8 protein-coding genes and 1 pseudogene are annotated in these 25,810 nt (G+C 46.1%); 7 read left to right on the top strand and 2 right to left on the bottom strand.

Annotated features, from left to right (window positions below):
* The first annotated feature begins 12 nt into the window (after nt 1-12).
* On the top strand, nt 13-477 hold the full coding sequence (locus L2B55_RS00045) for a nucleoside deaminase (protein WP_237848034.1): 465 nt from the start codon (nt 13-15) through the stop codon (nt 475-477).
* Nucleotides 478-619: 142 nt separating this feature from the next.
* Entirely contained in the window at nt 620-1,225 is a 606-nt protein-coding gene (locus tag L2B55_RS00040; protein WP_237848032.1) for a superoxide dismutase, read from the top strand.
* A gap of 164 nt (nt 1,226-1,389) precedes the next feature.
* On the opposite strand, the gene L2B55_RS00035 is transcribed toward L2B55_RS00040, so the two are convergent.
* Both L2B55_RS00035 and L2B55_RS00030 read right to left on the bottom strand, forming a co-directional pair.
* Nucleotides 1,390-2,787, bottom strand: a complete 1,398-nt coding sequence (locus tag L2B55_RS00035; RefSeq protein WP_237848031.1) for a DUF4270 family protein — start codon at nt 2,785-2,787, stop codon at nt 1,390-1,392.
* 32 nt (nt 2,788-2,819) lie between these two features.
* Nucleotides 2,820-3,641, bottom strand: coding sequence for a glycogen/starch synthase (locus L2B55_RS00030; RefSeq protein WP_237848029.1), 822 nt, complete (start codon nt 3,639-3,641; stop codon nt 2,820-2,822).
* Nucleotides 3,642-3,721: 80 nt separating this feature from the next.
* Here L2B55_RS00030 and panC point away from each other — a divergent pair, with 80 nt between their 5' ends.
* The 5 genes and pseudogenes from panC to L2B55_RS00005 all read left to right on the top strand — a co-directional run.
* A complete protein-coding gene (panC, locus tag L2B55_RS00025; protein WP_237848027.1) occupies nt 3,722-4,630 on the top strand; it encodes a pantoate--beta-alanine ligase in 909 nt (302 codons plus the stop codon).
* A 482-nt stretch (nt 4,631-5,112) separates the two neighbouring features.
* Nucleotides 5,113-7,527 carry a beta strand repeat-containing protein gene (locus L2B55_RS00020; RefSeq protein WP_237848025.1) on the top strand — a complete coding sequence of 805 codons (2,415 nt, stop codon included), beginning with the start codon at nt 5,113-5,115 and terminating at the stop codon, nt 7,525-7,527.
* A 40-nt stretch (nt 7,528-7,567) separates the two neighbouring features.
* A complete protein-coding gene (locus tag L2B55_RS00015; protein ID WP_237848023.1) occupies nt 7,568-15,313 on the top strand; it encodes an Ig-like domain-containing protein in 7,746 nt (2,581 codons plus the stop codon).
* Between the two features lie 45 nt (nt 15,314-15,358).
* Nucleotides 15,359-17,749 carry an Ig-like domain-containing protein gene (locus L2B55_RS00010; RefSeq protein WP_237848021.1) on the top strand — a complete coding sequence of 797 codons (2,391 nt, stop codon included), beginning with the start codon at nt 15,359-15,361 and terminating at the stop codon, nt 17,747-17,749.
* 610 nt (nt 17,750-18,359) lie between these two features.
* Nucleotides 18,360-25,400 (top strand): annotated as a pseudogene (locus L2B55_RS00005) (Ig-like domain repeat protein); the annotation flags it as partial.
* Nucleotides 25,401-25,810 lie beyond the last annotated feature (410 nt).

Raw genomic sequence — 25,810 nt, 5'->3', positions numbered from 1 at the left:
TAGTTTTGTGCTATGATATTTAAGTTTGAAGACGAAGCAAGCGTTTCAACCGATGAGTTTTATATGAAACAGGCGTTAAAGGAAGCTCTGCTTGCCTTGCAAGCGGATGAGGTTCCGGTGGGCGCAGTTGTAGTTTGTAGAAATAGAATTATTGCCAGGGCTCACAACTTAACTGAGCGCTTAAATGACGTAACTGCCCATGCCGAGATGCAGGCCATTACCGCAGCAGCTAATTTTCTTAATGGTAAATACCTTGATGAATGCACTTTATACGTTACGCTTGAACCTTGCGTAATGTGTTCAGGAGCATTGCATTGGGCACAAATTGGTCGTATTGTATTTGGAGCATTTGATCCTAAGAGAGGCTTCATGCGATTGCTCCCTAATCCACTTCATCCTAAAACGGAATTTGTTGGTGGTATACTGGAAAATGAATGCGGTCAGTTGATTAAGGATTTCTTTAAGGGCAAAAGATAAATCTCTTTAAGAGGCACATAACTAAAATCTTGCACCAGGGCAATAATTAATTAATCATAAACAAGTATTTTTACGAGCAAACCATTGAGGTGCTTAATGGTTATTTATTCATCTATTGTTTTACTTTAAAAATCTATAAAAGATGGCATTTGAATTACCTGCGTTACCATACGCATTCGACGCCTTAGAGCCTAACATCGACAAATTAACCATGGAAATTCATCATGGTAAACATCACCAGGCTTATGTAACCAATCTTAATAATGCAATTAAAGGTACCGATGCAGAGAGCTTGAGCATTGAAGCGATCTGCAATAATGTATCTAAATACCCTATGGCTGTGCGTAACAACGGAGGAGGTCATTATAATCACTCATTGTTCTGGTCGGTTATTGGGCCAAATGCAGGTGGTATGCCTACTGGTGAATTAGCTGATGCTATTAATAGCACATTTGGTTCTTTTGAAGCATTCAAAGAAAAATTTGCTAACGCTGGTGCTACCCGTTTTGGTTCGGGATGGGCTTGGTTATTAGTTAAAGACGGTAAGTTGGAAGTTAGTTCAACTCCTAATCAAGACAATCCTTTGATGGATGTTGCTGAAGTTAAAGGAACTCCAATTTTAGGTATGGACGTGTGGGAGCATGCTTATTATTTAAAATACCAGAACCGTCGTCCTGATTATATCGCTGCATTCTTTAATGTGATTAACTGGAAAGCTGTTGCAGAGCTTTACGCTAAAGCGAAGTAATAAGTTAAGAGATAGAAACAAGTATTCACTTGTAAGTTTAAACAGGATCTTTCAGCAAAAAGAAGATCCTGTTTTTATTTCAAGGGATTTTATAAAAGGAAGCCCCTGCATGAGTTTCATACGGGGGCTTCCTTTTATAGTTATAGTATTACTGTAGAATTGTACTATTTATTATCAGAGTATATAATTCTAAGTTTCATGCTGTAGCTAGGACCTTTAGGGCCTCCAAGTACGGCTCTTTCTGCACTTGCCGCAGGGTTGTCAAACGTTAAGAACAAGTTGTCGTCAGTTTCTTTCCCATCTAAAATATCCTGGATGTATTTGGTAACTAATACTGCATATGTTTTTTTGCTGGTATTATATAAACCACTTAGTCCGGCAGCAGGTGGAGACATTCTATGGTCTGCTACACTCAAATCAGCAATTTGAATATAAGAGCCGGCGTTATCTAATCCTTTGTTTAATATTATACGCGCAGGAGTCGTAAAGGTTCCTGTTGTTCCCGGGTCAATTGTTATAACCAGTTCTGCTTTGTTAATAGCTTTCTTATTGTCTTTTACTAATTGCTTAATATAAGGGAATTTAACTTTGGTTTTCACTCCTGCCATTGCCTGAACATAAGCAAACTGTTGATTGTTAGTTCCGCCGCTTAACAAAGTTTCAATAATTGAGCCTGCGTAATCGTGTTTGAAGTAGTTTGTTTGTGCTACCGAACCAGATAATTTAAGCGATCGTACTGTAGTATCACCTCCAACTTTGTGATAATATAGAGACAAAGCAGAAAGTTCAGAATTGCTAACATTCAAGTAAACAGCTCCTCCACTTCCGGTGGTTTGGCCTGCATCAATACGTATTTTCAAACCTTTCATATATTCATTGAATTTAGCAGCATTGTCATAAACGCCGTTTGGAGCCTCAATGAATTTTGTAATGGCATAATTTTTATCAATTGGAATACGAATGTGGCCGGCAACTGCTTTCAATGTATCAGGCTTCCCCTTGATAAAGTCCATGATTTTCACTTTGGTTTTGGGATTTGGAGTAAAAAAACCTCCACCAACGAAAATGTTCTTTACATTGAAGAAATGGTCAGAGTAGTAAGATGTATCTACACGCAATGGATCACTAAGTTCTTCAACAACAACCTTTAGCTTAGAGGTGGCGCTGCCATAAAATGTATTGGCTAATGCAGACGTATCTTTATAAGCCAATGTTAATACAGCGGAGTCCAATGTGCTTTCAGCAGGAAATTTAAAAACTGAAGTGTCTGGTCTAACCAATTGTGAGTTAATTTCAGCGTAGCTCTTACCAAAAACATCGTCGTTCATATAACCTAACAGTTTATTAAATAAGTTAGGGGTAGAAAGACCGTTATAGGTAAATTTGTTGTCGGTTCTAACCTTAGGATCAGCTACTAACTGAGTTTGTACGGTAAACGTATCAATTTGTTTTCCATTTTGATAATCGGTATTATCTAGTCCGATTCCATCAGGGTTTTCGCAACCCGAGAAAATAAAAAGACTTATTAATAAAATTAATAAGTCTAGTTTAATCAACTTCATATATGACTGTGTGATCTCTAAATTACTTATTATTAAGCTGAAACCAATTCTGCGTTAGCCATTTCTTCGTAAAACTGTGCAAAAGCTTCAGTGTTTTCAAAGGTAGTATAATTCATAAGAGGTTTACCACTTTGAGTAATAAATTCTTCTACTTTCGGATCAATTTTCTCATCTCCCTTAATAATTGCATCTGCAAACCCAATAGCTCCCATGTGTAAAGCATTGTTTGTTGCATCAGCGTAATTTACCAAATCATCATGTGTCATTTGGTTCATTACAGCTTTTTTGCTAAACGCAGGGTTTAAAGTTTCACTGAAACTGTTCTCATAAATTGAATAAGCGACCTTAGTGTTTTTAAACATTGGGTCGTTTTTATAAGTTGTTTTTAAGTAAGCTGGCACCAAACTGCTCATCCATCCATGGCAGTGAACAATATCTGGAGTCCAACCTAGTTTTTTAACAGTTTCAATAGCTCCTTTGCTGAAGAAAATGGTACGTTCATCGTTATCATCAAAGAACTTTTCTTTGTCATCTCTGAAAACGTATTTTCTTTGGAAATATTCTTCGTTGTCAAGAAAATAAACTTGCATCTTCGCCCCCTGAATTGATGCCACTTTGATAATCAAAGGGTTGTCATTGTCGTCAATTGAAATATTCATCCCTGACAAGCGAATTACTTCGTGCAAACGGTTACGGCGTTCGTTAATACAGCCAAAACGCGGCATTAAAACTCTAATCTCGTAACCTTGTTCTTGAATTGCTTGTGGAAGTTGGCGGGTGATTTTTGAAATTTCAGTCAACTCTAAAAACGGCGACATCTCGTGGGTGATGTACAGAACCTTCTTCTTTGCCATGCTCTTCTTTCTGATACTTAAAACTAATTGTGTACTAAGCCAATAATGTTGCAAATGTACGAATATTTTATTAATTATAAATGAATTACATATTATGGTTTGGTAAATCAGTTCGTTTTTTGCAAAATTTGCGAGTTTTAAACTCTTTCAGCTTGTTAAAAATTATTACAACTAAGGCTCAAATGCAGCAGGAGCTTGCAATGCAGCAAGGAAAATCAATTGGCTTTGTTCCGACCATGGGCGCCCTGCATAACGGGCATTTATCCTTAATTGAGCAATCGAAGCAGGAGAATGATTTTACTGTGTGCAGTATTTTTGTAAATCCTACTCAATTTAATGACCCTGCTGATTTAGAAAGATACCCACGCCCTGTGGATGCAGATTTGAAAAAATTACAGGATGCCAATTGTGATTTACTTTTTATGCCTGCCGTTGACGAGATGTATGCCAAAGGCGAAACCTGGCATATGGATTTGGGTGATTTAGAGCATGTGTTGGAAGGAGCTTTTCGCCCGGGGCATTACCAGGGTGTTACTCAGGTTGTGAAAAAGCTGTTTGATATTGTGCAGCCAACAAGAGCTTATTTTGGACAAAAGGATTACCAGCAAGTAATGGTGATTAAAAAGATGGTAGAAACTCTTAATCTGCCAGTGAGTATTGTTAGATGTTCTACTGTGCGAGAACAAGACGGGCTTGCCATGAGTTCTCGCAATGTTCATTTAAGTAACGAAGAGCATCAACTAGCCTTAACTCTTTCTTCAGCATTAAATGCAATAAAAGAAAGTGTAGGAGTGGAGTCGGTTGCAATTGCAATTGAACATGCCAAAGCCTTAATTCTTTCAAAAGATATATCCCTTGAATACTTGGTTGTTGTAGACGGAGCAACACTTAAAGATATTTCAGACTGGAATCAATCAAAAGAGCTGGTAGCATTAGTAGCTGCCAAGGTTGGTAAAACCAGGCTGATTGATAATGTGGTGCTGAGTTAAAATAGTAGTACTCAAAATTTCTCCTAGGTTTTCTATTTTGGATATACTTAAAGATATCCCTGTCTGTTTATTGCATTCTACCTACATTTAGTGTAATATTCTCATTACATAAAAATAATCTCATTGATTTATAGAAGTATTTATATTCTGAAAACTTATTCTATTTTTGTGGTCGTAAAATTGCTGTCGGCGGAGTTATAAAATATTCGTGGAATTTTATACCCATATAGTGTAAGTTTAGTTAATTATTGACCAGAAATGATGCTTTTCAGAAACTTATGCATCATTTTTTTTGATTTGAATTGTTTTATATTTAAATCGTAACAAAAATTTTTCAACAGCCTAAAGGTTCTGCTCTCCGAATGAATCAACACATGCATGTATTGTATTACATGGTGAACATTTTATGATCATCAATGATTAGGACTTTTACTCTAACATTTAACTTCATACATATAATCACAATAAGGCACCTACTCCGGGTGTTATTAATACTTATTTTCTTTAGTTTAAGCATCAATTCTTACGCGCAAAATGCTGGCGATTTTAGATCAACGGCTTCGGGGGGAGCGTGGAATGTTTCATCCTCATGGGAAACTTACAATGGAACTTCATGGGTAGCTGCTAGTACCTACCCGGGTGCATCATCAGGAAGTTATGCTGTTGAAATAGTTGCAGGATCCACGGTGACAATTTCAACAACAATTTCTACTCAGCCAATGGGTACGGTCACGGTTAAGGGTACTTTGGAATTAATAGGAACCTCAAGTTCTCAGGTTAATATTGGTATAAATACACAAAATTTAATTGTAACGCCTTCTCTCTCTCCTTATGCTACCATAAAGTTTACGGATAAAGTTAAATTAAGTCTTCCAAATAACGCAGTGATTAGAGTTTCAACTGGTGGCTTGACTGGTGACTGTAACAATAACGAGGATATTTATATCGGAGGAACGAGTTATGCAGTTTGTGCAGGAGGTAATTCAGATTATACTTTTGCAGAATTAATGACTCAAGGAGGTACGATAAAAGCCGAACCTACCTTAAAAAATCCAGTTTGTGAAGGTGGAATAATAGAATTATTAGGTAATTATTCAGGCTATGTAGAAGCTACTCCTACATATAGTTGGACAATTACAAATCCCAATAATGTTGTTACTACTTCAAATCAGCAAAATCCTCCTTCAATATCACCAGCAATTGCAGGTACCTATTCTGCGATATTGAAAGCTAGCGTAGGGACTGGTTCTAACGCATATGAGAATACGCAGACTTTGACTTTTACAGTCACTGCTAAACCAACAGTGAACGCAGGAGGACCAAACACAGTCTGTCAATCAGCTACTCCTTCTGCCATCACGCTAAGCGGTGCAAGTATCGGAGGTGGGGCAACTACAGGGGCTTGGTCTATCACTTCAGGAGGAGGAACCCTGAGTAGTTCTGCTCAAACAGGTACTCCGGCTACGGAAACCTATACACCGGCTGCAAATTTTAGCGGCACGGTTACCTTAACTTTAACTACAAACGCGCCCGGAGCATGTTCTGCAGTAAGTGCAACAAGGACGATCATTGTGACTCCAATCAACACTGCTGGCCCTGCGTCATCGAGCCCAACAGTGTGCATCAGTACGGCCATGACCAATATCACGCACACCACCACCGGAGCTACGGGAATCGGTGCGGCCACGGGCTTGCCATCTGGTGTAACGGCCAGCTGGGCAGCCAACACCATTACGATCAGCGGAACGCCGACAGCCTCGGGACCGTTCAGTTATACCATCCCGCTAACGGGCGGCTGCGGTTCGGCCAGTGCGACGGGCACCATCACGGTAACCCCGGCCAATACAGTTAGCGCAGCCTCTTCGAGCCCAACAGTGTGCATCAGTACGGCCATGACCAATATCACCCACACCACCACCGGAGCTACGGGAATCGGTGCGGCCACGGGCTTGCCATCTGGCGTAACGGCCAGCTGGGCAGCCAACACCATTACGATCAGCGGAACGCCGACAGTCTCGGGACCGTTCAGTTATACCATCCCGCTAACGGGTGGTTGTGGTTCGGCCAGTGCGACGGGCACCATCACGGTGACCCCGGCCAATACAGTGAGTGCAGCCTCTTCGAGCCCAACAGTGTGCATCAGTACGGCCATGACCAATATCACCCACACCACCACCGGAGCTACGGGAATCGGTGCGGCCACGGGCTTGCCATCTGGTGTAACGGCCAGCTGGGCAGCCAACACCATTACGATCAGCGGAACGCCGTCAGCCTCGGGACCGTTCAGTTATACCATCCCGCTAACGGGCGGCTGCGGTTCGGTTAATGCCACTGGAACGATTACAGTGAACCCTACTCCGACAGTTACTTTAGGAACAAACCCCTCAATTTGTCTGGGAGTAACAAGTGCAAATCTCACTTATTCGGCAACAACAGGTTTGTCGGATCAATACAGCATTGATTTCGATGCAGCTGCTAATGCCGCAGGCTTTGCAGACATAAATAATCAAACGTTGCCAGTAAGCTCTATCAGTATTGCTGTTGCTGCTACGGCTGCTGCAGGTACATATAATGGGCAATTAACAGTACGCAATAGTGTTACAGGATGTGTTAGTATATCCTATCCGATTGCTGTTTCGATTTATGCTCCTATAGTTTTTACTACGGCGTTTACCAATGTGAAGTGCAAAGGTGGTTCTGCAGGTACTATTACGGCAACAGTAACAAGTGGCGGTTCTGGGGAGTATGAGTTTATACTAAAATCAGGTGCCACAATAGTGCAAAATGTTAGTCCAGGAGCTAGCGTCAGTAATTATCAATTTACAGGAGTTGGTAAGGGAGTTTATACAATAACAATTAGGGATATAAACACAGGCTGTTCAACAGTTTGTCAGTAATATAATGAGTTTAAAAAGTAAAAAGTATTATAGCTATAATATGGGAATTATTTACCAAATCATCAAAAAAGCAAAACGGAGCAGTAGTTTAATAATTACGGCACTTTTGTTGTTTTTAGCAAATTATTCCTTCGGGCAGGTTTGTCCAATCACCATCAAGGAGCCACCAACGGCAAAGTTCATTCCTTTACCGGCGTCAATTTGTTCTGGTCAACCATTTAACTTAGTGGTTAACCTGACGAGTGATGATGAGTCGACATTGACACCTGAATGGACTTTTATCTATTCAGATGGTACAACACCAGTAACAGTCAAAACCGTGGGCCTACCTTCAAGCGGTGCAGGTACCACAATCAACCGGTCAGGAAAGAATGCAACGGTAACGATTCCTATAACACTAACAATAGCAAATACTTATAACTATACTTTTACTTTTTTAAGTGATACTTGGTATGATACACCTGTTGATGGGTGTAATTATGCTGGAACGGCTTCAATAACGGTAAATCCAACTCCAGTGGCACCGACCGTGGCAGCGATAACGTATTGTCAAGGCGATGCGGCCACAGCATTGACGGCAACCGGCAGCAACTTGTTATGGTACACCAGTGCGACAGGCGGAACGGGAACTGCAACGGCACCAACCCCAAGTACGGCAACAGCAGGAACCACATCATATTGGGTGAGCGCGACCACTGGTACCTGTGAAGGTCCAAGAGCGAAACTGGATGTAACGGTAAATCCAACTCCAGTGGCACCGACCGTGGCAGCGATAACGTATTGTCAAGGCGATGCGGCCACAGCATTGACGGCAACCGGCAGCAACTTGTTATGGTACACCAGTGCGACAGGCGGAACGGGAACTGCAACGGCACCAACCCCAAGTACGGCAACAGCAGGAACCACATCATATTGGGTGAGCGCGACCACTGGTACCTGTGAAGGTCCAAGAGCGAAACTGGATGTAACGGTAAATCCAACTCCAGTGGCACCGACCGTGGCAGCGATAACGTATTGTCAAGGCGATGCGGCCACAGCATTGACGGCAACCGGCAGCAACTTGTTATGGTACACCAGTGCGACAGGCGGAACGGGAACTGCAACGGCACCAACCCCAAGTACGGCAACAGCAGGAACCACATCATATTGGGTGAGCGCGACCACTGGTACCTGTGAAGGTCCAAGAGCGAAACTGGATGTAACGGTAAATCCAACTCCAGTGGCACCGACCGTGGCAGCGATAACGTATTGTCAAGGCGATGCGGCCACAGCATTGACGGCAACCGGCAGCAACTTGTTATGGTACACCAGTGCAACAGGCGGAACGGGAACTGCAACGGCACCAACCCCAAGTACGGCAACAGCAGGAACCACATCATATTGGGTGAGCGCGACCACTGGTACCTGTGAAGGTCCAAGAGCGAAACTGGATGTAACGGTAAATCCAACTCCAGTGGCACCGACCGTGGCAGCGATAACGTATTGTCAAGGCGATGCGGCCACAGCATTGACGGCAACCGGCAGCAACTTGTTATGGTACACCAGTGCAACGGGCGGAACGGGAACTGCAACGGCACCAACCCCAAGTACGGCAACAGCAGGAACCACATCATATTGGGTGAGCGCGACCACTGGTACCTGTGAAGGTCCAAGAGCGAAACTGGATGTAACGGTAAATCCAACTCCAGTGGCACCGACCGTGGCAGCGATAACGTATTGTCAAGGCGATGCGGCCACAGCATTGACGGCAACCGGCAGCAACTTGTTATGGTACACCAGTGCGACAGGCGGAACGGGAACTGCAACGGCACCAACCCCAAGTACGGCAACAGCAGGAACCACATCATATTGGGTGAGCGCGACCACTGGTACCTGTGAAGGTCCAAGAGCGAAACTGGATGTAACGGTAAATCCAACTCCAGTGGCACCGACCGTGGCAGCGATAACGTATTGTCAAGGCGATGCGGCCACAGCATTGACGGCAACCGGCAGCAACTTGTTATGGTACACCAGTGCGACAGGCGGAACGGGAACTGCAACGGCACCAACCCCAAGTACGGCAACAGCAGGAACCACATCATATTGGGTGAGCGCGACCACTGGTACCTGTGAAGGTCCAAGAGCGAAACTGGATGTAACGGTAAATCCAACTCCAGTGGCACCGACCGTGGCAGCGATAACGTATTGTCAAGGCGATGCGGCCACAGCATTGACGGCAACCGGCAGCAACTTGTTATGGTACACCAGTGCAACGGGCGGAACGGGAACTGCAACGGCACCAACCCCAAGTACGGCAACAGCAGGAACCACATCATATTGGGTGAGCGCGACCACTGGTACCTGTGAAGGTCCAAGAGCGAAACTGGATGTAACGGTAAATCCAACTCCAGTGGCACCGACCGTGGCAGCGATAACGTATTGTCAAGGCGATGCGGCCACAGCATTGACGGCAACCGGCAGCAACTTGTTATGGTACACCAGTGCAACAGGCGGAACGGGAACTGCAACGGCACCAACCCCAAGTACGGCAACAGCAGGAACCACATCATATTGGGTGAGCGCGACCACTGGTACCTGTGAAGGTCCAAGAGCGAAACTGGATGTAACGGTAAATCCAACTCCAGTGGCACCGACCGTGGCAGCGATAACGTATTGTCAAGGCGATGCGGCCACAGCATTGACGGCAACCGGCAGCAACTTGTTATGGTACACCAGTGCGACAGGCGGAACGGGAACTGCAACGGCACCAACCCCAAGTACGGCAACAGCAGGAACCACATCATATTGGGTGAGCGCGACCACTGGTACCTGTGAAGGTCCAAGAGCGAAACTGGATGTAACGGTAAATCCAACTCCAGTGGCACCGACCGTGGCAGCGATAACGTATTGTCAAGGCGATGCGGCCACAGCATTGACGGCAACCGGCAGCAACTTGTTATGGTACACCAGTGCAACGGGCGGAACGGGAACTGCAACGGCACCAACCCCAAGTACGGCAACAGCAGGAACCACATCATATTGGGTGAGCGCGACCACTGGTACCTGTGAAGGTCCAAGAGCGAAACTGGATGTAACGGTAAATCCAACTCCAGTGGCACCGACCGTGGCGGCGATAACGTATTGTCAAGGCGATGCGGCCACAGCATTGACGGCAACCGGCAGCAACTTGTTATGGTACACCAGTGCAACGGGCGGAACGGGAACTGCAACGGCACCAACCCCAAGTACGGCAACAGCAGGAACCACATCATATTGGGTGAGCGCGACCACTGGTACCTGTGAAGGTCCAAGAGCGAAACTGGATGTAACGGTAAATCCAACTCCAGTGGCACCGACCGTGGCGGCGATAACGTATTGTCAAGGCGATGCGGCCACAGCATTGACGGCAACCGGCAGCAACTTGTTATGGTACACCAGTGCGACAGGCGGAACGGGAACTGCAACGGCACCAACCCCAAGTACGGCAACAGCAGGAACCACATCATATTGGGTGAGCGCGACCACTGGTACCTGTGAAGGTCCAAGAGCGAAACTGGATGTAACGGTAAATCCAACTCCAGTGGCACCGACCGTGGCAGCGATAACGTATTGTCAAGGCGATGCGGCCACAGCATTGACGGCAACCGGCAGCAACTTGTTATGGTACACCAGTGCGACAGGCGGAACGGGAACTGCAACGGCACCAACCCCAAGTACGGCAACAGCAGGAACCACATCATATTGGGTGAGCGCGACCACTGGTACCTGTGAAGGTCCAAGAGCGAAACTGGATGTAACGGTAAATCCAACTCCAGTGGCACCGACCGTGGCAGCGATAACGTATTGTCAAGGCGATGCGGCCACAGCATTGACGGCAACCGGCAGCAACTTGTTATGGTACACCAGTGCGACAGGCGGAACGGGAACTGCAACGGCACCAACCCCAAGTACGGCAACAGCAGGAACCACATCATATTGGGTGAGCGCGACCACTGGTACCTGTGAAGGTCCAAGAGCGAAACTGGATGTAACGGTAAATCCAACTCCAGTGGCACCGACCGTGGCAGCGATAACGTATTGTCAAGGCGATGCGGCCACAGCATTGACGGCAACCGGCAGCAACTTGTTATGGTACACCAGTGCGACAGGCGGAACGGGAACTGCAACGGCACCAACCCCAAGTACGGCAACAGCAGGAACCACATCATATTGGGTGAGCGCGACCACTGGTACCTGTGAAGGTCCAAGAGCGAAACTGGATGTAACGGTAAATCCAACTCCAGTGGCACCGACCGTGGCAGCGATAACGTATTGTCAAGGCGATGCGGCCACAGCATTGACGGCAACCGGCAGCAACTTGTTATGGTACACCAGTGCGACAGGCGGAACGGGAACTGCAACGGCACCAACCCCAAGTACGGCAACAGCAGGAACCACATCATATTGGGTGAGCGCGACCACTGGTACCTGTGAAGGTCCAAGAGCGAAACTGGATGTAACGGTAAATCCAACTCCAGTGGCACCGACCGTGGCAGCGATAACGTATTGTCAAGGCGATGCGGCCACAGCATTGACGGCAACCGGCAGCAACTTGTTATGGTACACCAGTGCGACAGGCGGAACGGGAACTGCAACGGCACCAACCCCAAGTACGGCAACAGCAGGAACCACATCATATTGGGTGAGCGCGACCACTGGTACCTGTGAAGGTCCAAGAGCGAAACTGGATGTAACGGTAAATCCAACTCCAGTGGCACCGACCGTGGCAGCGATAACGTATTGTCAAGGCGATGCGGCCACAGCATTGACGGCAACCGGCAGCAACTTGTTATGGTACACCAGTGCGACAGGCGGAACGGGAACTGCAACGGCACCAACCCCAAGTACGGCAACAGCAGGAACCACATCATATTGGGTGAGCGCGACCACTGGTACCTGTGAAGGTCCAAGAGCGAAACTGGATGTAACGGTAAATCCAACTCCAGTGGCACCGACCGTGGCAGCGATAACGTATTGTCAAGGCGATGCGGCCACAGCATTGACGGCAACCGGCAGCAACTTGTTATGGTACACCAGTGCAACAGGCGGAACGGGAACTGCAACGGCACCAACCCCAAGTACGGCAACAGCAGGAACCACATCATATTGGGTGAGCGCGACCACTGGTACCTGTGAAGGTCCAAGAGCGAAACTGGATGTAACGGTAAATCCAACTCCAGTGGCACCGACCGTGGCAGCGATAACGTATTGTCAAGGCGATGCGGCCACAGCATTGACGGCAACCGGCAGCAACTTGTTATGGTACACCAGTGCAACGGGCGGAACGGGAACTGCAACGGCACCAACCCCAAGTACGGCAACAGCAGGAACCACATCATATTGGGTGAGCGCGACCACTGGTACCTGTGAAGGTCCAAGAGCGAAACTGGATGTAACGGTAAATCCAACTCCAGTGGCACCGACCGTGGCAGCGATAACGTATTGTCAAGGCGATGCGGCCACAGCATTGACGGCAACCGGCAGCAACTTGTTATGGTACACCAGTGCGACAGGCGGAACGGGAACTGCAACGGCACCAACCCCAAGTACGGCAACAGCAGGAACCACATCATATTGGGTGAGCGCGACCACTGGTACCTGTGAAGGTCCAAGAGCGAAACTGGATGTAACGGTAAATCCAACTCCAGTGGCACCGACCGTGGCAGCGATAACGTATTGTCAAGGCGATGCGGCCACAGCATTGACGGCAACCGGCAGCAACTTGTTATGGTACACCAGTGCGACAGGCGGAACGGGAACTGCAACGGCACCAACCCCAAGTACGGCAACAGCAGGAACCACATCATATTGGGTGAGCGCGACCACTGGTACCTGTGAAGGTCCAAGAGCGAAACTGGATGTAACGGTAAATCCAACTCCAGTGGCACCGACCGTGGCAGCGATAACGTATTGTCAAGGCGATGCGGCCACAGCATTGACGGCAACCGGCAGCAACTTGTTATGGTACACCAGTGCAACGGGCGGAACGGGAACTGCAACGGCACCAACCCCAAGTACGGCAACAGCAGGAACCACATCATATTGGGTGAGCGCGACCACTGGTACCTGTGAAGGTCCAAGAGCGAAACTGGATGTAACGGTAAATCCAACTCCAGTGGCACCGACCGTGGCAGCGATAACGTATTGTCAAGGCGATGCGGCCACAGCATTGACGGCAACCGGCAGCAACTTGTTATGGTACACCAGTGCAACAGGCGGAACGGGAACTGCAACGGCACCAACCCCAAGTACGGCAACAGCAGGAACCACATCATATTGGGTGAGCGCGACCACTGGTACCTGTGAAGGTCCAAGAGCGAAACTGGATGTAACGGTAAATCCAACTCCAGTGGCACCGACCGTGGCGGCGATAACGTATTGTCAAGGCGATGCGGCCACAGCATTGACGGCAACCGGCAGCAACTTGTTATGGTACACCAGTGCGACAGGCGGAACGGGAACTGCAACGGCACCAACCCCAAGTACGGCAACAGCAGGAACCACATCATATTGGGTGAGCGCGACCACTGGTACCTGTGAAGGTCCAAGAGCGAAACTGGATGTAACGGTAAATCCAACTCCAGTGGCACCGACCGTGGCAGCGATAACGTATTGTCAAGGCGATGCGGCCACAGCATTGACGGCAACCGGCAGCAACTTGTTATGGTACACCAGTGCGACAGGCGGAACGGGAACTGCAACGGCACCAACCCCAAGTACGGCAACAGCAGGAACCACATCATATTGGGTGAGCGCGACCACTGGTACCTGTGAAGGTCCAAGAGCGAAACTGGATGTAACGGTAAATCCAACTCCAGTGGCACCGACCGTGGCAGCGATAACGTATTGTCAAGGCGATGCGGCCACAGCATTGACGGCAACCGGCAGCAACTTGTTATGGTACACCAGTGCGACAGGCGGAACGGGAACTGCAACGGCACCAACCCCAAGTACGGCAACAGCAGGAACCACATCATATTGGGTGAGCGCGACCACTGGTACCTGTGAAGGTCCAAGAGCGAAACTGGATGTAACGGTAAATCCAACTCCAGTGGCACCGACCGTGGCAGCGATAACGTATTGTCAAGGCGATGCGGCCACAGCATTGACGGCAACCGGCAGCAACTTGTTATGGTACACCAGTGCGACAGGCGGAACGGGAACTGCAACGGCACCAACCCCAAGTACGGCAACAGCAGGAACCACATCATATTGGGTGAGCGCGACCACTGGTACCTGTGAAGGTCCAAGAGCGAAACTGGATGTAACGGTAAATCCAACTCCAGTGGCACCGACCGTGGCAGCGATAACGTATTGTCAAGGCGATGCGGCCACAGCATTGACGGCAACCGGCAGCAACTTGTTATGGTACACCAGTGCGACAGGCGGAACGGGAACTGCAACGGCACCAACCCCAAGTACGGCAACAGCAGGAACCACATCATATTGGGTGAGCGCGACCACTGGTACCTGTGAAGGTCCAAGAGCGAAACTGGATGTAACGGTTCTTCCTCCAATCACTTACACTTACAAATTCACTAATGTGGTTTGTAAGGATGAAACAACACCAACGGGTTCAATTACGGTAGCAGCAAGTGGAGGATCTGGTAGTTTTAAATTTATTTTGAAATTAAGAGGTACAATTATCAAGACTGATACAGGAAATGGCTCCTATACATTTGATAAGTTGATTAGGGGATCATACACAGTAGAAGTAGTAGATGCTACTTACGCTTGTCCTGGTACTTGTAATGGGTTAACTCCCTAACTAATGTTGCTTTTGGTGCATGTATAATGATTTATCAAGCATAGTATGAAGAGTAATATATATACAGCTAATAACAGAACAATTTGGTACAGCAATATTTTTGTTGCTGTACTACTATTGTTTTGTGCTAATTATTCTTTCGGCCAATGTACGGTAGATATTAAAATGCCCCCTACTGCTAAAGTTACACTCTCTCAAGCAACTGCTTGTTCGGCTCAAACGGTTAATTTAACGGTTAGCCTTACCAGCGATGACCTTTCTACGGTTAGTTCTCCTGAATGGAGATTTACATATACACAAAACGGTGTTGGTACAACTATTAACACGGCCAGTTCTCTGCCTTACGGGGTTACAATGAACCGTACAGGAAAGAATGCTATGATTATCATTCCTTTAAACATTTCAATACCAGGTATCTATACTTATGGTATCTCTTCGTTAAGTGATAATTGGTATCCAGCCAGTGCTGCAGTAGATCCTTGTAATTATAGTGGTACAGCAAGCTATACGGTTAATTCTATTATGACTATGGCTGCTTGTTCTCATGCCAATACAACTTGTTTTGGTTCACTAACCGGATCGGTATCAGCGGGGGCAGTATCCAATTCAGTTGGAACTGTAAATTATACATGGAAGAACAGTAGTAATGTAATTGTTGGAACCACTTCGTCGGTGAATAACTTACCTGCCGGAACGTATTCATTAATGGTCGCTGATAATTGCACTACGCTTTTTTGCTCGCAAACTATTACAGAGCCTTCTGCTATAGCAGTAGCCAACAGCAGCCACATCGATGTAAGCTGTAATGGTGGAAATAATGGAACGATCACCCTGGGCTCGGTAAGCGGCGGAACAGCTCCGTATGTTTATAGTTGGACTGGCCCATCGGGCTTTACGGCCAACACGGCCAATCTTAGTGGTCTTGTGGCTGGTACTTATAACTATAGAGTAACTGATAAAAACAATTGTACGGCAGTAACTGGAAGTGTGTTGGTTGGTCAACCAGCAGCGTTAATCGCTACTCTCACCAAATCTCGTGATGCTTCTTGTTCATCAGGTACTAATGGAGCGGCTACTTTCACAACTTCAGGAGGAGTTAATCCGGTAATAACTTGGACAAAAGATGGCTCTTCAATTGCAGCCCCTAATTTAAATGCCATGAATGCAGGTGTTTATCAAGTTACAGTAACGGATGCTTGTGGCTCGGTATCACGTAGTATTACCATTAGTAGGAGCAACCGTGCTCCGGTAGCAGCTGGAGAGATCTTTAGTACAACTGCAGGGACTGCAATTAATAATACAGTGGCAACGAATGACTCAGATCCTGATGGGGAATTGTTAACCTATTCTGTTCAGCCAAACGCTAATAGAGGAACACTTGTATTGCAAGCCAATGGTACGTTTATTTATACACCTGCTGCTGGATTTGCTGGAGTTGATGTATTCACCTATAAAGTTACCGATCCTTGCGGTGCAAGTGCTACTGCAAATGTGAGCTTTACAGTAAATCCAATTCAAGTAAATAGTGTGCCTGTTGCAGTTAATGACAGTTATTCTACAACAGAAAATGTTTCAATTATTGAACCCGCATCTGGCATAATAAAGAATGATTCTGATCCTGAGAAAAATCCATTGACTGCACATTTGGTCACAAGTACTTCAAATGGCTCTTTAACATTGAATGCTGACGGTTCGTTTACGTATATTCCTAATGCTAACTTTTTTGGTTCGGATAGCTTCACTTATCGAGTAAGCGATGGCGGAAATAATAGTAATATTGCTACGGTTACAATTATGGTTAATCGTGTAACCGCTGATCTTTCCATTTCGAAAATTTCTCAAGGAAAAGATATTAAACCAGACGAAGTATTCGAATATCAGATTGTTGTAGAGAATAATGGAGCAAATAATGCTACCGGTGTGGTTGCAACGGATGTTTTGCCTTCCGAATTAAAATATGTAGATGCTTCTGCAAGTGCGGGTACTTACTTCTTTAATCTGTCTAACCGAACAATAACCTGGAACCTTGGCGGCTTAAGTGTAAATTCTCATCAAACACTTACTTTAAAGGTTAAGTCAACAAAAGGAGGAAGGATTGTAAATACTGCAACCGTTAGAGGTAACCAGTTTGATCCAGATATGTCCAATAATACTTCAACCGATAGTCGTTTAATATTAGGAGTTTTCATTCCGAATGTATTCACTCCAAATGGAGACGGTGTTAATGAAACATTTGTAATTGATGGACTAGCAGGGGTAGAGAACGAGATTTATATTTACAATCGCTGGGGTAACGAAGTTTACAAGAGCAGGAATTATGATTGTACCTGGAATGGATTAGACCTTCCTTCTGCAACCTATTACTATGTGCTCAAAATAAAAGGTAATTCAGGTAAATGGACTAGTTATTCAGGTTTTGTTGAGATAATGCGATAAATATTAATTATAAAAGCGGCTTTAGAAATGGAGCCGCTTTTTTTTTGACGATTCAATATATAACGTATTATAGGTTATATTTTTTTATTTAATATCAATTTTGAGTTAGAATGTTTACTTTTCTTGAATAGATGTATGTTTTAGTAAACTTCAGGTTTTAATTGCCCTCTTTTCCTACTTTTCCCTTAATTCATTACAAAACTATTTTCTATTTAATTATCACTTAAATTTTGTTTTAATTCTTTTTAAGAATTTTAATCAAGTATTTGTTAATGCACTGATGGTCAGATATTAAAAGTCCTTGACGGAACTATTTTTGATAAACATTTAAAAGAATTTAGTAATAATTATCCTCAAAACAGATTATCCTAATTCGTTGTATTCACTCTCTATTCTAAATTAATATTTATGAATATTAAGTTTACGCTCTCCTCTTTTTTTATAAAATGTCTATACTATAGATATTTTTTTCAATCAACTGGTAGGAAAAAGGTCCCCCAAAATAGCTGTAATTATTTTATCATCAGAAACTGTTCAGATTAGCTTTGAACAGCATGATTTTCATAATCAGGTCTTCCACACATCTTCTCACGCTCTCTATTCTTAAAAAATGTATTTCTTGGTAATAAAAAAAAACACGGATTTTTTTCCTGTAAGAAGGAGTAACTCCTTTACATTATTACTCTCGATTTTTACTGGATTTTTGATCTTAGGGTTTGTTCTATTAGGCATTTCTGCCAATGCTCAAACTATCACTACCACAGATCTATTGTCCGATGTTAATCCGTCATGTAATGGCTCAAATGTAACATTTAGGGCAACGGTTACTCCAAATTCTGTAACAGGGACCGTTGAATTTTTTGATGGTGCAACTTCACTTGGAACTGCCCCCGTTTCAGGAGGCACAGCGACATTAACGATTAATACACTTTCAGTTGGTACTCATATAATTAAAGCAACCTATTCTGGAGAGGTAGGAACATTCGACCCCAGTACTTCTTTAGAATACAATCAAGTTGTAAATCCATTACCAACGGCAACAATAATAGCAGGCGGTCCGACGACATTCTGTGAAGGAGGCTCTGTGATATTAACCGCTACGGCCGGTTCATCCTGGTTATGGAGTAATGGAGCCACGACCCAATCCATTACGGTATCAACTGGAGGCAATTATGCAGTAACGGTCACTGACGGGAATGGCTGTTCAGCCACATCAGTGCCCACAGTAGTTACAGTAAATCCATTGCCAGCGGCAACAATAACAGCAGGCGGTCCGACGACATTCTGTGATGGAGGCTCCGTAACATTAACGGCTTCGGCTGGTTCATCCTGGATATGGAGTAACGGAGCCACGACCCAATCCATCACGGTATTAACAGGAGGAAATTATACAGTAACTGTCACTGACGGGAATGGCTGTTCAGCCACATCAGTGCCAACAGCAGTTACCGTAAATCCATTACCAGCAGCAACAATAACCCCAGGCGGTCCGACGACATTCTGTGATGGAGGTTCTGTGACATTAACAGCATCGGCTGGTTCATCCTGGTTATGGAGTAACGGAGCAACGACCCAGTCCATCACGGTATCAACAGGAGGAAATTACACAGTAACGGTCACTGAAGGGAATGGGTGTTCAGCAACATCAGCGGCCACAGTAGTTACAATAAATCCATTGCCTGCCGCAACAATTACTGCAAGTGGCTCGACGACATTCTGTGAAGGAAGCTCTGTGGCATTAACCGCTTCAGCCGGTTCCTCATGGTTATGGAGTAACGGAGCAACGACCCAATCCATCTCGGTATCAACAGGAGGAAATTATACAGTAACGGTCACCGATGGGAATGGTTGTTCAGCAACATCACCGCCCACAGTAGTTACAATATATCCATTGCCTGCTGCAACAATTACAGCAGGCGGTCCGACGACATTCTGTGACGGAGGCTCAGTGACATTAACTGCTTCAGCCAGTTCATTCTGGTTATGGAGTAACGGAGCAACGTCCCAGTCCATCACGGTATCAATAGGAGGCAATTATACAGTAACGGTCACTGACGGCAACGGCTGTTCAGCTACATCAGCACCAACAACAGTTACGGTAAATCCATTGCCAACGGCAACAATTACAACTGGCGGTCCGACGACATTCTGTGACGGAGGCTCTGTGACATTAACCGCTTCGGCCGGTTCATCCTGGTTATGGAGTAGCGGAGCAACGTCCCAATCCATCACGGTATCAACGGGTGGCAATTATACAGTAACGGTCACTGATGGGAATGGTTGTTCAGCAACATCAGCGCCCACAGTAGTTACAATAAATTCATTGCCTGCCGCAACAATTACTGCAAGTGGCTCGACGACATTCTGTGACGGAGGCTCCGTGACATTAACCGCTTCAGCCGGTTCCTCATGGTTATGGAGTAACGGAGCAACGTCCCAGTCCATCACGGTATCAACAGGAGGAAATTATACGGTAACGGTCACTGACGGGAATGGCTGTTCTGCTACATCAGTACCGACAGCAGTTACGGTAAATCCATTACCAACGGCAACAATTACAGCGGGCGGTCCTACCACCTTTTGTCAGGGAGGTAGCGTTATCCTGACGACCAATGCCGGTTCTGTCTATGCCTGGTCAAGCGGACAGACCACCCAATCCATCACGGTATCAGCAGGAGGAAATTATACGGTAACGGTCACTGACGGCAACGGTTGTTCAGCCACATCGGCACCAACAGTAATTACTGTAAATCCATTACCATCGGCAACAATTACAGCAGGCGGTCCTACCACCTTTTGTCAGGGCGGTAGCGTTATCCTGACGGCCAGTGCTGGTTCTGCCTATGCCTGGTCAAGCGGACAGACCACCCAATCCATCACGGTATCAACGGGGGGCAATTATACAGTAACGGTCACTGACGGCAACGGTTGTTCAGCCACATCGGCGCCAACAGCAATTACTGTAAACCCATTGCCAACGGCAACAATTACAGCGGGCGGTCCGACGACATTCTGTGCCGGAGGTTCTGTGATATTAACCGCTTCAGCCGGTTCATCCTGGTTATGGAGTAACGGAGCAACGTCCCAAGCAATCACAGTAAATGCATCAGGTTCCTATTCGGTAACCGTAAGCGATGGTAACGGCTGTTCTGCCACCTCAGCACCAACAGGAGTTACGGTAAATCTATTGCCGGCGGCAACAATTACAGCAGGCGGTCCTACTACCTTTTGTCAGGGCGGTAGCGTTATCCTGACGGCCAGTGCAGGTTCTGCCTATGCTTGGTCAAGCGGACAGACCTCCCAATCCATCACGGCATCAACGGGAGGCAACTATACAGTAACGGTCACCGACGGGAATGGTTGTTCAGCCACATCAGCACCAACAGTAATTACTGTAAACCCATTGCCAACGGCAACAATTACAGCAGGCGGCCCGACGACATTCTGTGCCGGAGGCTCCGTAACATTAACAGCTTCGGCTGGTTCATCCTGGATATGGAGTAACGGAGCAACATCCCAGTCCATCACGGTATCAATAGGAGGAAATTATACAGTAACGGTCAGTGACGGAAATGGCTGTTCAGCCTCATCAGCGCCAATAGTAATTACTGTAAACCCATTGCCAGCGGCAACAATCACAGCGGGCGGTCCGACGACATTCTGTGCCGGAGGTTCTGTGACATTAACCGCTTCAGCCGGTTCATCCTGGTTATGGAGTAACGGAGCAACGTCCCAAGCAATCACAGTAAATGCATCAGGTTCCTATTCGGTAACCGTAACCGGAGGTAATGGCTGTTCAGCCACCTCAGCGCCAACATCAATTACGGTAAATCCATTACCAACGGCAACAATTACAGCAGGCGGTCCGACGGCATTCTGTGCCGGAGGCTCTGTGATATTAACCGCTTCAGCCGGTTCATCCTGGTTATGGAGTAACGGAGCAACGTCCCAAGCGATCACAGTCAATGCTTCAGGTTCCTATTCGGTAACCGTAACAGGTGGTAATGGCTGTTCAGCCACATCAGCAGCAAGGCTAGTTACAGTAAATCCATTGCCAACGGCAACAATAACAGCAGGCGGTCCGACGACATTCTGTGCTGGAGGCTCTGTGACATTAACGGCTTCAGCCGGTTCATCCTGGATATGGAGTAACGGAGCAACGTCCCAGGCGATCACAGTCAATGCATCAGGTTCCTATTCGGTAACCGTAACAAATGGTAATGGCTGTTCAGCCACATCAGTGGCAACAGCAGTTACGGTTAATCCTCGGCCAATACCAATTATCAGTGGTTCTGCAGCTGTATGTGCGGGCAGTACAGGTATAGTGTATACAACAGAAGCCGGTATGTCAGGCTATACTTGGACAGTAAGTTCGGGCGGTACAATTACTGCAGGAACAAATACAAATAGCATTATTGTAAGTTGGACAACTAGTGGGGCTAAAACTGTCACGGTTAATTATACAAATTCAAATGGATGTGCAGCCGCAACTCCTTCAAGTTTTGCTGTTACAGTTAACGCAAATCCTGTATGTTCTATAACAGGAGGGTCAACTACAATTTGTTCGGGTAGCCCAACAACATGGACTGCTCCAGCAGGAATGACATCTTATTTATGGACTGGCCCAAGTGGTTTTACTGCTTCAACACAAGCTATTACCATCGGCACAGCAGGTACATACAGTTTAATTATTACGAATTCCAGTGGTTGTCAGAGTTCGTCGTGTTCCAGAACACTTACTGTTAATCCCGTACCCACTGTATCTATTAGTTCGAATTATTGTTTTGGTGGAGGAAAAGTGCAATTAACTGCCAATGCATCACCATCAACAGTAAACTATTTGTGGAGTACAGGTGCAACTACTCAATCTATCTTGGTTGATCAGGCAGGGAATTATACAGTAACAGCTACCATTCCTTCAACTGGTTGCTCCGCGACAGCTTTTAGTAATGTGGCGCAGGAGCTTGTTACCAATGGAAATTTTTCTGCAGGTAATACTGGGTTTACTGTAGGGGCCGGATATTCTTACCGGGCAGATGTTGCTGGCAATACTGAATTAAATCCTGAAGGCCTATATGGAGTAGGTTCAAATGCTAATAATTATCATTCCAATTTCTGGGGTTTTGATCATACCACGGGCAATGGCAATTTCATGATCGTGAATGGTTTCCCAGGAACACCTCAGCCAATTATTTGGCAACAGACTATAACAGTTGCCCCCAATACCACATATTATTTTTCAGCTTGGGCAATGAGCCTAAACAGCGCAGGAAATTATGCTAATCTACAATTTGCTGTTAACGGCGTTCCTATAGGAACTACTTTACCACTACCGCCAGGTGTTAACAATAGCAGTAATAATGGATGGGGAAGATTTTATGGAACCTGGAACTCGGGAGCTGCCACGTCTGTAGTAATTTCAATAATAGATTTACAGAATGCTGCCGGCGGAAACGACTTCGGTTTGGATGATATTTCCTTTGGAACACTTTCACCCGTTACTTTTGCGGCTGCTCCCTCTGGAGTCGCCTGTGAAGGAGGCCCTCTTAATTTGCTTGCAAATATAACAGGAGGATCTAGCCCGTTTACATATTCTTGGACTGGACCTAATGGATTTTCTTCTAATTTACAAAATCCAGTTATCCCAAATGCCACTGCAGCATTACACAATGGTACTTATACTTTATCAGTAACAGACGGTTATGGATGCCCAATATCAGCAAGTACTTCTGTTGCTGTAAATCCAGTGCCGAATATTGCTAGTCAAATTACCACTATTTGTAGCGGCTCAACATTTACATTAACACCACCAGGTGTTCCTGCCGGAACAACATATACATGGACCGCTCCAACAGGTACTGGATTTACAGGAGGATCTGCCCAATCAACAGGCCAATCTTCTATTAGTCAGACATTGACCAACACCACATCTAGTCCGGTAACAGCAACTTACACAGTAACACCTGTAGCAGCGGGATGTCAAGGAAATCCATTTACAGTTGTTGTTACAGTGGATCCGATTGCAACAGTAAATGCTGGAACATCACAAACCCTGTGTGCAGGCGGTTCTATAAACCTGAATGGTACTATTGGTGGAGCTGCAACGGGTGCTACCTGGAGTGCACCTAGTGGTACTTTCTCCAATCCAAACTCTCTAACATCAACCTATACTCCATCAATTGCCAGTGGAAACGTAACTCTTACTTTAACGACAAATGATCCCGCGGGATTATGTCCGCCAGCAATTTCCACAGTGGTAATTACTATAAACCAGGCTGCAACTGTAAGTGCGGGAAGCCCTATTACTGTTTGTCAATCTGGCTCTCCTACTGCAATTACATTATCAGGAGCGAGTGTTGGAGGCAGCGCATCAACTGGTGCATGGTCGATTACAAGTGGCGGAGGCTCACTTAGCAGTACATCGCAAACTTCGAATCCCCAGAACGTAACTTATACACCTGCTGTTAATTACACAGGAACAGTTACTTTAACCTTAACTACCATTGATCCTTCAGGACCTTGCCCGGCAGTAAGTGCAACAAGAACAATTATTGTTAATCCGGCAGCAATTGTAAATGCCGGAACTCCACAGTCCGTATGTACAGGAGGCACAATTACTTTAGCCGGTGTCATTGGTGGTGGTGCAACAGGTGCAACCTGGAGTGCGTCAAGTGGTACCTTCTCCAATCCCAACTCATTAACTTCAACTTATACTCCAACAATAACAAGTGGAACAGTAACTCTGACCTTAACTACAAATGATCCAGACGGTGCAGGGCCGTGTCCAGCAGTAAGTTCTACCGTTGTGATCACCGTTAATCCCCTTCCAGTAACAGCCGGAGCTACCATTTGTCAGGGAGGTAGTGGTAGTTTGACAGCAACATCTCCATGCGGGTCCCCTCAAACAGTAGTTGAATTTAATTCTAGTCAAGTATTTACAGTACCTGCTGGCGTTACAAGTATAACTGTTCAAGCTTGGGGGGCAGGTGGCGGCGGTGGAAATGGCAATAGTGGTGACAATTCCAGAGGTGGTGGAGGTGGAGGGGCTTATTCGAGCAGTACACTAACAGTTACACCAGGTTCTAACATTAACGTCGTTGTCGGTATTGGAGGAACGCCGGGTGTAAATGGAACAAGTTCAACTTTTGGATCGACTTTGGTGGTTGCGGCCGGTGGTGCGACTCCATCCTCCTCTGGTGGTTCTGGTGTTGGCGGAACAGTTGGTGCAAGTACCGGAACGATAAGATTTGCTGGTGGGAGTGGAGGAACAAGAAATGATGGTAATGGTGGCGGCGGCGGAGGAGGATCTGCATTTACCACTGTAATTGGAAATAGTGGACAATCAAACCCTCCCGGAACTGCCGGAGGAATAGGAGGGACAGGAACAGGTAATGGCGGAAATGGGGGTGCTGATGGCGGAAATGGTCAAAATGGATTTGCACCTGGTGGTGGCGGTGGAGGAAAAGGTGATAATGGTTCGAGTTCAGGAACCGGTGCAAATGGGCGTGTTATTGTTACTTATAGTTCTCCCGGTGCTTTCCAGTGGTACAGTCAAGCCACAGGGGGAGCTTTGTTGTTTACGGGGTCATCGTTTAATCCTGCTGCATTTTTACCTGGTGGAAACACTAATAGCCCTGGAATATATACCTTCTATGCTGAATGTTCAAATGCCCCTGGGTGTCGTACTGCTACTAATTTTACTATTAACCCTGCCGCATTTGTAAATGCAGGCACAGCACAATCTATCTGCGCCGGAGGTGCAGTGACTTTAGCGGGAACCATCGGAGGATCGGCAAGTAATGCTACGTGGAATGCACCGAGTGGAGCATTCTCCAATGCAAGTTCACTTACGTCAACTTACACTCCAAGCATAGCAAGTGGAACGGTTATACTCACTCTTACAACTAATGATCCAGATGGTGCAGGCCCATGTTCAGCTGTAACATCAACAGTTGTGATTACGGTTGATCCATTGCCAACGGTAACGGTGAACTCACCGGCCGTCTGTGCAGGCAGCCCAGCAACGATTACCGCCACTCCAGGTGCAGCGGGCACCTATGA

The organism is Solitalea lacus, assembly GCF_022014595.1.
GTDB classification, from domain to species: Bacteria; Bacteroidota; Bacteroidia; order Sphingobacteriales; family Sphingobacteriaceae; genus Solitalea; species Solitalea lacus.
The sequence above is the reverse complement of the archived record's forward strand: the minus strand, read 5'-3'. Positions and strand labels throughout refer to the sequence as shown.